Annotated in this window: 11 protein-coding genes; all 11 read right to left on the bottom strand. The window is 40.7% G+C overall.

All coding sequences use genetic code 11. The features are described 5' to 3' along the window. Window positions 1-4: 4 nt before the first annotated feature. Window positions 5-1,126, bottom strand: a complete 1,122-nt coding sequence (gene neuC / locus ABFU83_RS01400) for a UDP-N-acetylglucosamine 2-epimerase (RefSeq protein ID WP_347068327.1) — start codon at window positions 1,124-1,126, stop codon at window positions 5-7. Window positions 1,127-1,133: 7 nt separating this feature from the next. After that, window positions 1,134-2,174 (bottom strand): N-acetylneuraminate synthase, encoded by a 1,041-nt coding sequence (neuB, locus tag ABFU83_RS01395; protein ID WP_347068326.1) that lies wholly within the window; start codon window positions 2,172-2,174, stop codon window positions 1,134-1,136. Further along, window positions 2,171-2,848, bottom strand: a complete 678-nt coding sequence (locus ABFU83_RS01390; protein WP_347068324.1) for an acylneuraminate cytidylyltransferase family protein — start codon at window positions 2,846-2,848, stop codon at window positions 2,171-2,173. The genes neuB and ABFU83_RS01390 overlap by 4 nt, the downstream gene beginning before the upstream one ends. Beyond that, window positions 2,845-3,951, bottom strand: coding sequence for a glycosyltransferase family 4 protein (locus ABFU83_RS01385; RefSeq protein WP_347068322.1), 1,107 nt, complete (start codon window positions 3,949-3,951; stop codon window positions 2,845-2,847). The genes ABFU83_RS01390 and ABFU83_RS01385 overlap by 4 nt, the downstream gene beginning before the upstream one ends. A gap of 27 nt (window positions 3,952-3,978) precedes the next feature. Then, window positions 3,979-5,055: a glycosyltransferase family 2 protein gene (locus tag ABFU83_RS01380; RefSeq protein WP_347068321.1), complete on the bottom strand. Its 1,077-nt coding sequence runs from the start codon at window positions 5,053-5,055 to the stop codon at window positions 3,979-3,981. Between the two features lie 48 nt (window positions 5,056-5,103). Further along, entirely contained in the window at window positions 5,104-6,132 is a 1,029-nt protein-coding gene (locus tag ABFU83_RS01375) for a glycosyltransferase family A protein (RefSeq protein WP_347068319.1), read from the bottom strand. 31 nt (window positions 6,133-6,163) lie between these two features. Next, entirely contained in the window at window positions 6,164-7,147 is a 984-nt protein-coding gene (locus ABFU83_RS01370; protein WP_347068317.1) for a glycosyltransferase, read from the bottom strand. A 69-nt stretch (window positions 7,148-7,216) separates the two neighbouring features. Beyond that, window positions 7,217-8,203, bottom strand: coding sequence for a glycosyltransferase family 2 protein (locus ABFU83_RS01365; RefSeq protein WP_347068315.1), 987 nt, complete (start codon window positions 8,201-8,203; stop codon window positions 7,217-7,219). After that, entirely contained in the window at window positions 8,200-9,102 is a 903-nt protein-coding gene (locus tag ABFU83_RS01360; RefSeq protein ID WP_347068313.1) for a glycosyltransferase family 2 protein, read from the bottom strand. Before ABFU83_RS01360 ends, ABFU83_RS01365 begins: the two co-directional genes overlap by 4 nt. Beyond that, window positions 9,102-9,920: a class I SAM-dependent methyltransferase gene (locus ABFU83_RS01355; protein ID WP_347068312.1), complete on the bottom strand. Its 819-nt coding sequence runs from the start codon at window positions 9,918-9,920 to the stop codon at window positions 9,102-9,104. The genes ABFU83_RS01360 and ABFU83_RS01355 overlap by 1 nt, the downstream gene beginning before the upstream one ends. After that, window positions 9,917-11,200, bottom strand: a complete 1,284-nt coding sequence (locus ABFU83_RS01350; RefSeq protein ID WP_347068310.1) for an ABC transporter ATP-binding protein — start codon at window positions 11,198-11,200, stop codon at window positions 9,917-9,919. Before ABFU83_RS01350 ends, ABFU83_RS01355 begins: the two co-directional genes overlap by 4 nt. Window positions 11,201-11,219: the final 19 nt, after the last annotated feature.

The raw sequence follows: 11,219 nt of genomic DNA, 5'->3' as shown, positions 1-11,219 counted from the left end.
CTTTTTAAATATCCCTAAATTGTTTTTGGTGGTTCAATTGCCAAAGATTCGCTTCTTTAAGAGAACTGACAAATAATTCGGCACTATTTCCGCTACCATAATCACCGGTTATTTTTTGAACCGTATGTGCACCGATAACCTTTAACGCTTCCTGAATAGCCGCTTTATCGTAGGTAACATTTAAAATATCACCATTTACAGAACGATTTTGCTGACGACTGCCGATGTTAATGATCGGCAAACCATAATACGGTGCCTCTCTGATTCCGGCACTACTGTTCCCGATAATAAAACGGGCATTTTTGAGCAAAGTCAGAAAGTATTCAAACCGCAATGACGGAAAAACCCGAAAGCGATCATTCCCTTTTAATTTTTCGTATGCTTTCAGTATAGCTGAATTCCCCAAATCATTATTCGGATAAATGACCACATACGGGTGATCATCTTCTAATAATGCGCCAACAAAATTATCGGCATAGTGTTGCATGTTCTGAAATTCGGTTGTCACCGGATGGAACATGGCCACCGCATAATGATCAAAATCTATTTCATAGTATTCTTTTACGGTTTGCAGGTCGGGAAGTGTGTTGGAAAACATAATATCCAAATCCGGAGAGCCGATAACCGATACCGACGTTTCCAATTCCCCCATCTGTATCAATCGCTTTTTGGCCGTATCATTCGACACAAAATGAACGTGACTCATCTTACTGGTTGCATGTCGGATCAATTCGTCTATCGTTCCGGAAATTTCACCACCTTCAATATGCGCTACCAGGATATTGTTGAGCGATCCTACAATAGCGCCCGCCAACGCTTCTACCCTGTCGCCGTGAATGATAATCATATCCGGTTGGATCTCTTTACAGTAAGCCGACAACCCTTCGATGGTTTTGGCCAGTGTCAGATCCATTGTTGTTTCGTGGGTATGATTTTCAAACGCATGCAGATTCGTAAATCCACAGCGTTCAATCTCAATCCACGTATACCCGTATTCCTGTTGCAAGTGCATACCGGTCACAAAAAGATACGGAATAAAATCCGGTTGCTTTTCCAAAGCCTGGATCAGCGATTTGATTTTCCCGAAATCGGCACGGGTACCGGTTAGAAATACAATTTTTTTCATCGTGCGATTATACTATATCATCCCAGCTTAGCTGTTCGTCGTTAGCAATATCCCGTCCGGCGGTTTTACCCAATACGGATTCGAAATGTTCGGCCAGTATTTTTCCGGTTCCGGGACGTTTTACCCAGATATTTTCTTTTGTAAAAAGGGCTCCTTTTTTGATATTCTGAATCGTACACAAAGTTGCAAATGCAAAATCGATGGTGACCTGTTCCTCTTTTGCCGGTTGTTTGGTTCCGCCTCGCATTAGTGCAATCTCCGCCGCATTGCGGATCAGATCGGCACAATTTTGTTCGTCCATACTGCAAACAATATCCGGTCCGGTGCGTTCCATATGATCGGTAAAATGACGTTCCAAAATGGACGCTCCCAAGGCTACCGCTCCAAGACAAGCGTTGTTATTTAATGTATGATCACTTAATCCAAAAACCTTATTTGGGAAGGCATTGTGCATTTCGGTCATCGCTCCAAAACGAACCAAATGGATTGGTGTAGGATACAAATTCGTGGTATGCAACAGTGCTACCGGCACCTTGTGTTTATCAAAAATAGCCACGGCTTTACGGATACTTTCAATGGTATTCATCCCGGTACTTAGAATTACCGGTTTTCCAAAAGATGCGATATGCTCCAGTAACGGATAATTGTTGCATTCGCCCGAACCAATCTTATAGGCCGGGATATCGAATTTTCGCAATCGTTCGGCTGCCGCTCTCGAAAACGGTGTCGAAATAAAAATCATGCCTTTGCTTTCCACATAATTTTTCAATTCTAATTCTTCGGCTTCATTTAACGCACATCGTTCCATAATTTCATAGATCGACACATCGGCATTACCGGGTATTACCTTTTTGGCGGCACCACTCATTTCATCGGCTACAATATGGGTCTGATGTTTCACCACTTCCACACCGGCTCGAAAAGCCGCATCGACCATTTCTTTGGCCGTTTGCAGGGAACCTTCGTGATTAATTCCGATTTCGGCAATTACCAATGGCGGATAATCCGGTCCGATTTTTCTTCCGGCTATTTCAATATAAGGATTCATTTATTTGGTGTTTTATGGTTGTGATACAGATAGGATGCATATTCAAAATCGGCTTCCGTATCGATATCCAGTTCGGCAAACGGATGCTCCACAATCCAGGGAATAGCCTGTTCGCTAATAATTTTTTGTTCTTCTAAAATAAGTTTGGATTTACTGATGTATAACAATCCGTTTTCAAAATATAAAGGTTCCATATCCTGACTTCGTTGTCCGATTTCATAATTAAACGGAACGTATCGGGATTGGGTTATTTTTCCTAATTTACGGATTATGGGGGTTACCGAAAACAAACTATCGGCTCCGGTCGCGCTATATTTTTCAAAACTGTCCCGAAGTAATGCTACCGGTCGTAACGGATTTGTCGCCTGTAATAAAACGACATTTTCCGGTTTTTCCGTTAGCGATTCCAACACATGTTTTAAAGCGGTCACCGTTGGTTCCAAATCGCCCGCAAGCGCAGCAGGTCTGTCGATTACAATCGTTCCGTAATCCAGGGCTATTTTTTTGATTTCCGGATCATCGGTACTTACTACTATAGCATCGATTATATCCGCATTAGCTTTGGCATATTCGATGGAATGCACGATAAGCGGTATCCCTCCGAGTGGTTTTATATTTTTCCCGGGAAGTCGTTTCGAGCCTCCTCGAGCCGGTATTACAGCTATCGTTTTCATTGGGCCATTTTCTTTTGAGCAGATGCAATAATCGTATTCATTCCTGTATTCCAGTTTTCGGTGGTATACAAAGACCTATCAAAGACAAATGTTTGTTCGGAATTTTCGGCAAAATCCAACATGGCTTTTTCCCATTCGGAGACAAAATGCGGACTTTCGATTAGTTTTCCAAACTTTCCGTATTGCAATACTTCGGGAACTCCTCCTAAAGCGGATGCGATGCAATAATTGCCACAATGCAAGGCTTCGATAAGGCTTAAGCCAAAACCTTCGTGACACAGCGTTGAAAACAAATAGCAATCGGCTGCCTGCAAGTATTTTGGCAATTCATCATTTGGGATTTTTCCAAAATAACGAACGCCTTCCATCGCTTCTTTGGGTTCAGTTCCGATAATCCACAATACACAATCGTTTCTTTTTTCGATCACGCTTTTCCAGGCATCCAAAACAATATGCAATCCTTTTTTAGGACGATCCTGTGCACACCAGACAAAAACTTTTTTATTGATCACGCCATATTCTTCTTTTAGAAGTTGTCTGGCATCTGTTGCAATCGGGTAAAACTTTTTAGTATCCACGCCATTATGAAGTACCGAAAACCGGGTTGGCAAAATGGTGTAATAGTTTTTATGGGCTTTATACGAATCGTGCGTAAGTACTATCATCTCGTCGATCGCTTCAAAAAACCAACGTCCGGCAAAATTTTCGTAGAAAGGTGGAAAGCCATGGTAGCAGAATTGCAAATAGCAATGCTGACGAAAGCCACTTTCCGAAAGGAATTTTAGCAGAGGTTTTACGATTCCATAGTTATCGACAATCTGAATGATGTATTTCTGATCCTGCTGTAACAATTCTTCCAACGCATTCAAATATCCCATATAGCGGTTTTTCTTCCATTTTCGGATGATTTTTGCCTGTAAGGTATTTTCAACCAACGTATAAATTACGGATTCGAATCTTTTTTCCGGTTGTTCACAGATAATATAATCGATCTGGTGATTACTTTCTAAGTAATTCTTATACAAGGTTGTCCAGCTCCCTATTTTCGGATAAGGCAGTGGCAGTTGCGAAATAAGGATTACCTTGGGGAAATTTGCTACCATTTGGTAAAAATATAAAAAATATAGCTTCTATTTTTTTATTTTAAACTCGATACCGCTAAGGTTTTCGCTTATTTTGTAGGTATATGGCAAATGAGCATATTGTGTAACGATGTGGCGTAACAACAGGTCGTTACACTCTTTTAGCGTATAGTAATCCGGCACCTTTTTGCCCAGCAATTTTTTGAGTTTGTATTTTAAACTGTTATACAACGGCTCTTCTTGGATACAAACACTAAGCGTTTCGCCGTCTTTCAATTGTGGCAGTTGACCGAATACCAAATGATCGATAACACTTTTACGGTTTGTTATTTTTTGAACCGGAAGCTCCTGTAGGAAATTATAGTCTTTTTCGTCCATAACGATACCCCAGTTTTCGGAGTTAACCGTTGTGAATTGTCGTTGCTGATTGAACCGAAAATGTTCCTGATTTAATTCGGCCACACCCGAAAGTTGCAATTCCTGTTTTAACAGAGCGCTTTCCGTTTGCCGGAAGTTAGGATGCCATTGGTGCAACAGGCGTATTTTATCGTCGCAAAATCGAATCGGACAGCCCGATTGTTTTAGGCGATTGTGAATATCGTTGTCTTCCGATCCCCAGAAATGAAAAAATTGGTCGTATCCCTGGATCTGATGTAATTTTGCCGTAGGAAACAACGACATTCCTGCGGCTTCGCTATTACTACTAAACTTTGGTATATATTGATCAAATGATTTTTTTTTACTGCTTTCCGCTTCCGATAGAAATCCTACCGGGAAATACAAGCCTTCGTCCAATCGGGCATGCTGATTGGCAAATGCCATAAAATCCGGAGCAAAAATCATATCGATATCGGCCATAAAACAAAAGTCGGTATCGGCCTTTCGGATCGCATAATTTAAGGCGATACTCCTGCTCCAGGGCTGATTTGTTGTAAAAAGGTACTGGTATTCGACAAAAGCATACTGCTTTGCCAACTCCTGAACGGCCTGCGCTGTTATCCGATCCGATCCATAATCGACCAATACGACTTTAAATCGGCTATCAGTCTGGATCTGTAAGGAATCCAGGGAACGTCGCACGCGTTCCAAATCCCGGTTTCTATAGGGATAGATTACGGTTATCATGGGTATAAACAGTTATTATGTCTTTTTTCGGTTTGTTTTTATTCCCTATTAATTCTTTAAATACGATTGTACCACATTGGCTGGCAAACCTTTACATCTAAAAAACAAGGGTAGTATATTTTTATTAAACAGCAATCGGGAAAAAAGCTTTGTTTTGATCCAATATCCGATTTTTGTCGCACTGTTTGCTACTAAAACGGGTTGTTTTATCGGACTCACAGCGCTTTTTGTTATGGTTTGTAATATCTCCTCCATCCAGGGTTCGGTTACATTTCCAAGATGATAGGCAAAATTATCTTCTGTTGCCAATCGGTAATAACCCGATTTGACCACCGGAATATCCAATATATCCCGTTCACTGGTCCCTCCTAAACGATACTTCGTATGTTTAGGCAATCTATTTTTAAAAATTTCGCTGCGATAGGTTGCCAGATAATGTCCCGCACCTATTACCGCTTTGGTATTTCCCTGCGTAAGTGTCAGGTATTTTTCCAATTGGTACCGGTTGTAAAAATTTTCATTCCCCACACTATGCCCAAACGCTTTTAATCCCTCCGGGTTTTTGACGGCTGTAAAATGCAATTTCCGGGACCAGAAATAGTCCCACAACACATTTGCAGTATAGGTTTTATACGATCGCGAGGATGGTGTTGGACAAACCGCACCGGCTTTAGGAAAATTCTCAAACACTGCATAGGTCGCCATTTGCCAGTCGGGCAAAAACATCACATCGGAATCCGCAATAGTGACCAAAGGAAAGTTATTACCAGACAAACCTTTTAAAACGGCATTCATTTTTCCGATATTTGAGGTATGTAGCAATTCGTGAATTTTCTGAGCTGCCAATAATTCATTCAGATAGTTAACGACGGTTTCACAACTGCCATTATTGACAATCGTGATATAGGTTTTGGCATGAACCGTTCGCCATAAGGACTCAATACAATATTTCAGTATCGCAAAACTGTCTTTAAAATAACCTTCAAAAGACGGAATATAGACCGGCAGGATTACCTGATGAAAGTAATCGTCCGCTTGTTGTATTTGATCTTTATGTGGATTAAATCCTACCCGCATAGTCTTTGAATAAATTGCTTTTTTGTTATGCTTAATGCTTCTTTTTCATTTTCTGGCGTAAAACACCGATTCCTAAAAACGCCAGGAATCCTTTACCCCAAATTCCCAACGTCATTTTTTGTTGGATCACCGATTTGCTCGAATAACTAAACATCTCAAAAATTACTACATTTTTAAGTAATTTCAATGCATTAGTATAGTTATCTGCAATAAAAGCCATATTGATCAATCCTCTATTGGTATTACAAACTGCATCCGACAACCAGACTTTTGCCAGGTTATGGCGTTCTACGAATTCTTTTCGGCATAAATACGAATCTTTAAGCGCAAAAATATATTTGTCAATATTTTTGGGATGACTGGCACTTCCCACTACAATCCGATATACAGTTGTCACTTCCTTTAAAAAGAAAATATCCGACAGATAGGCCGTTTCCAAAAGAATCCGGGTATCGCCGATCACGCCTTTTAGCAATGACGGCTGACTTACTGCAATTGCGTCATCGAGTACCTTTTTCCGAAACATAGTCGTAGGAAACTCGATGAATTTATTTTTTAACATTACCCGGAGAACATCGGCTTTTCCGACTTCCAATCCGGCTGGTTTTTCAATAAACCTTTCTGTTTGTTGATCATAATGTTTCACATCCGTATACACCAATCCAATAGTAGGATTCGCTTCCAAAATATCGGTTTGCTTTTGGAGTTTATCTTTGGTAATCCAATAATCGTCACCTTCGCACATCGCCACATACTCGCCTTTACATTGCGCCATAGCAAATAGAAAATTAGGCATCATACCCTTGTTTTCAGAATGCGAAAAATAGTGTATTTGAGGTGCCTTCGGATGTGTTTTGAGGATATCCTTTATAATTTCGTCGGTAGCATCGGGGGAATAATCGTTGGCAATAACCAATTCATAATCAAAATTGCATTCCTGCATCAGGACGCCTTCTATCGCCTGACGTATGAACTTTTCGTGTCCATAAGTTATCATGCATACACTAACTTTCATTATTCCCTGTTTATTGGTTATGGTAAATTCCCGACAAAGTCCTGTTTTGACCTTCCGTAACGGTTTTATTTAATTTTCGATCGCTTCATTGATGTCTATCTTCGCACTTTTCAAAAAATTATACCCTTTATTTGAAATCGTGATCAGTATAAAACCGATATAGATCCGGATCTTATCCTTTAGCGGATAGGTCGTATTGGCAATATTCTTCAGGATTTGACTGCTGTATCCTTTTATTGTTTTTCCGGAATTTATCTTGATCTGGTAAAACGAACTCAACTGTCGGTATAATAAATACTGTTTGAGCGTATTTTGATTTTTTGTTGCCGTTGTTGCTACAACTTTAAATGCTTTTGTAAAAAATTTAAGTCGGGAAATATGTGACGAAAGTTCATTGGCTTTGTCCTGCGTGATACTTTGATGGCCTCTTCTGATTCCAAACAGCACATCATCTTTGTATACATATTTTAAATGGTTGGCCAGCATTCTGAAATGGAAATCCGTTTCGTGACTATTGGCTAATTCTTCATCAAATAAAGCTTTGTCCTGTAATATTGTACGTCTCCACAACGGTGAACCGGTAAAAAAATAATGATTCTTTGTAAGATAGGCCGTTAAGACATCCTCCTTAGGAGTTCGGTTGGCTCTAAAAACCGTTTTATGAGTTGATCCTTCTGTAAAATCTTCTGCCAGACAGGCACAAAAATCCAGTTCCGGATCTTCTTCCAATACCCGAACCTGTTTTTCCAGGAAATCGGGATACAGAATATCATCACTATCGAACCACTTTATATAAGTACCCTTGCTCTTTTCAAAGCCATAATTCCGACACGCATTGGCGCCTTTCGTTCGATTATCGGGTCTTTTATAATAGTAAAACCGGCTATCCTTATTACTATAGGCCGACAGGATTTCTTCGGTGTTATCTGTCGAACCATCGTCCACTACAATACATTCCCAATCCGGATAGGTTTGGGCTAGCATACTATCCAGCGTCGCTCCAATCAGATCGGCTCGGTTAAAGGTTGGAATAATTACGGATACTAACGCTTTCATTTTTTAAAGGTACTGATAAAAAAACGTCGGATAAGTTTTAAAAAAGATAGCGGGGTAAAATTACGGGCATAGTGTTTTCCCAACTGTAGCCATTCTTTGAAAACTAACTTTCGTTGGTCTTTAATCGCGACTTCATAGGTTAACAGCAATGCGAGTCGTTCTTTTTTTGGAAATAGTGCCAATTTGCTCAGGATAAAATCTCCGAAAAATTGCTCTTTGGCTTTCTTTTTTAAAACGGTATTGTCTTGTCTGCCCGAGATATTCATTTCTGAAAATCGGATAAAGACAAAACTTTCGTTAATCGTATAGATGTCTTTCTGTTCGGAGAAATCGATCCATGCGCGGTCGTCGCTATACCATGCCAGCGGATAATCGTAAAAACCGTAGGTATCATAGGCTTTTTTGGTAAAAATATACTCCGACAGCGAACTTCTCGTAAGTGCTTTTGTTTTTTTAAAAAAAGATTCCGTTGCCTTTTCCCAAACCGGATGTTGAAAAGGATCGGAAATTCGGGCTGTTTCCTGAAAAATTATTTTTGAGGCAAACTTAACCACATTCGTTTTGTCCTTAAACTGTTCGTAATTGTGATACCAGGATGCTATGGTGTTTTCCGACAAGACATCATCGTCACCTAAAATCATCAGCCATTCTTCATCGTTGATCAAATCGGTGCAACGATCCCATTGCCGAACCAGGGAAGTTCCTCCCATATTGGTTTCAAAACGATGATACTGCCACGAAAACTGATCGCTGAACTGCTGTAATAATTCCGTGGGATCATCGGGACTGGCATCGTCTCCGATATATACTGTAAACCGCTTGTCGGTCTGATTGGCGAGTGAACGCAATGTTTCTTCAAAAAACGGAATCTTGTAATATGGAATTACGATCGCCAGCATTATTTAAAGGCTTTTTTTAGGAACTTAAACGGCATTAATATTCTATGTCCTACTTTATAGGAATTGGAATTATAGATTTTTGCCATTTTTTGTTGGTATTCTATTTCCATGATGCTGCTTCCGTCGAAAACCGAAAGTCCCTGTCGGTCAAACGCTTCATCTGAAGCGATGGCAACCAGATACAAAGCGGGTATATCCGTTTGCTGTACAGCTTTATAATCGCCAGTTATAATCACTGGTTGTTCCGTACTTGCGATATCGGTAAGCACAGAATTTCCGTTACAATAGCGTTGCGCCAACAATTGTTGCTTTGCAAAATATCCCGACAATAAGGTTTCGAATTCCTGCTGATAGAGTTCTTTAATATGGAACTCATTTTTAAAATTCCGCTGATCGGAATAATACAATTTATCCGGAGTGGAAATGATCACAATTCCTCCCGGTTTTAAAACGCGTTTGATCTCGCGCATCATTTCATCGTGCTGATCGTGATGCTCGATGGTTTCAAAACTAACGACCACATCCACACTTTGGTTTTCCAACGGGATGCTACTGGTACTTCCCTGTTGGAAACGGATATTATTTTTGTGGTATTTGCGTGTTGCCGCAGCTACGGTCGTTTCGTCGATATCGACACCGTATACAAATGCCGCATTTTCACTTAAAAGATTGGTTCCGTATCCTTCGCCACTGGCAATATCGAGAACCGTTTTTCCGGTTACATACTGTTGTGCTATGGCATAGCGATGCAAATGATCGATCGCATCTCTGTTATATATAAATGTTTCGAGGCGTTCGCCTGTCCATCCTTTTTTCATATTTTTTCCCATTTTAACAACGGACGTACCAATCCCGGGAATCGTCCTGAATAATTGCCACGGGCTGTATTATCGCCCATTTCATCAATGATATTAAATCCAACCACTTCCATTTCGTGGAATTCCACATGAAACGGACTATACCGCATAATCGCGAAACTACAGGTATAGCCACCTTCCGCTAATAGATTACCCGGAATCGTGATGGTTTTGGTATATATTCCTTTGGATACCGGTACCTGAAGGGTCTCCGATTTGGTGTCGTGCGAACTCAGAATATGAATCCCCTGGTTATTAAATAAGTTGAATCCATGTGTGAACTGTTGTTCGTCTTTTAGTACTTCATACGTAAAACGAACCATCACAGGACTGGATATCATATGATTTAAAGATGTTTCCTGACTCTGATTAAGAACTTCCGCTTTATGCAAACGAAAAAATTCCGATCCGGGATGATCATTTTCCCATTCCCGTGTGGCACTTTGCTGGGACTCTCTCAGATATTCGTCAATACAATCGTCGACATTACCTTCAAAAACCACTCGTCCGTGTTCCATTACGATTCCTTTAGTACAAAGACTTTTCACGGCCGCCATATTATGACTTACAAATAGCACCGTTCGTCCTTCGCCTTTGGCGATATCCTGCATTTTCCCGATGGCTTTTTTCTGGAATTCTGCATCCCCAACCGCCAGTACTTCATCGACAACCAGGATTTCCGGTTCGAGGTGTGCCGCAACAGCAAAAGCCAATCGAACGGTCATTCCGCTACTATAGCGTTTTACCGGTGTATCGATATAACGTTCACAACCGCTAAAAGCAATAATCTCGTCTATTTTGGAGGTGATTTCATTTTTGGTCATTCCCAGGATGGAACCGTTTAGGTAGATATTTTCTCTACCGGTCATTTCCGGATGAAAACCTGTTCCAACTTCCAATAACGAGGCAATACGCCCCCGGGTTTTGATACTCCCGGTTGTAGGCGCCGTTACCCGGGATAAAATTTTTAACAGGGTGGATTTCCCCGCTCCGTTTTTCCCGATTATTCCCAGTACTTCTCCCCGCTCAACTTCAAAACTAATATCGTGTAAAGCCCAGACATAATCACTGTTTCCTTTTTTTGAACGGTCGTTTACATCACCGATTTTCAAGTACGGATCTTCTTTACCGCGCACTCTGTGCCACCATCTGTTTAAATCATGGCTTATGGTTCCCGTACCGACCGTTCCCAAACGGTATTGTTTGGAAATATGTTCGGCCTTTAGAATTACATCTTTCACCGGTTAGTATTGATAGTTT

This window comes from Flavobacterium sp. WV_118_3, assembly GCF_039778605.1.
GTDB lineage: Bacteria > Bacteroidota > Bacteroidia > Flavobacteriales > Flavobacteriaceae > Flavobacterium.
The sequence above is the reverse complement of the archived record's forward strand: the minus strand, read 5'-3'. Positions and strand labels throughout refer to the sequence as shown.

Excerpts from the sequence above, each read along its gene's own strand:
- neuC (WP_347068327.1), bottom strand. The coding sequence starts at position 1,126 with ATGAAAAAAATTGTATTTCTAACCGGTACCCGTGCCGATTTCGGGAAA.
- neuB (WP_347068326.1), bottom strand. The coding sequence starts at position 2,174 with ATGAATCCTTATATTGAAATAGCCGGAAGAAAAATCGGACCGGATTAT.
- ABFU83_RS01390 (WP_347068324.1), bottom strand. The coding sequence starts at position 2,848 with ATGAAAACGATAGCTGTAATACCGGCTCGAGGAGGCTCGAAACGACTT.
- ABFU83_RS01385 (WP_347068322.1), bottom strand. The coding sequence starts at position 3,951 with ATGGTAGCAAATTTCCCCAAGGTAATCCTTATTTCGCAACTGCCACTG.
- ABFU83_RS01380 (WP_347068321.1), bottom strand. The coding sequence starts at position 5,055 with ATGATAACCGTAATCTATCCCTATAGAAACCGGGATTTGGAACGCGTG.
- ABFU83_RS01375 (WP_347068319.1), bottom strand. The coding sequence starts at position 6,132 with ATGCGGGTAGGATTTAATCCACATAAAGATCAAATACAACAAGCGGAC.
- ABFU83_RS01370 (WP_347068317.1), bottom strand. The coding sequence starts at position 7,147 with ATGAAAGTTAGTGTATGCATGATAACTTATGGACACGAAAAGTTCATA.
- ABFU83_RS01365 (WP_347068315.1), bottom strand. The coding sequence starts at position 8,203 with ATGAAAGCGTTAGTATCCGTAATTATTCCAACCTTTAACCGAGCCGAT.
- ABFU83_RS01360 (WP_347068313.1), bottom strand. The coding sequence starts at position 9,102 with ATGCTGGCGATCGTAATTCCATATTACAAGATTCCGTTTTTTGAAGAA.
- ABFU83_RS01355 (WP_347068312.1), bottom strand. The coding sequence starts at position 9,920 with ATGAAAAAAGGATGGACAGGCGAACGCCTCGAAACATTTATATATAAC.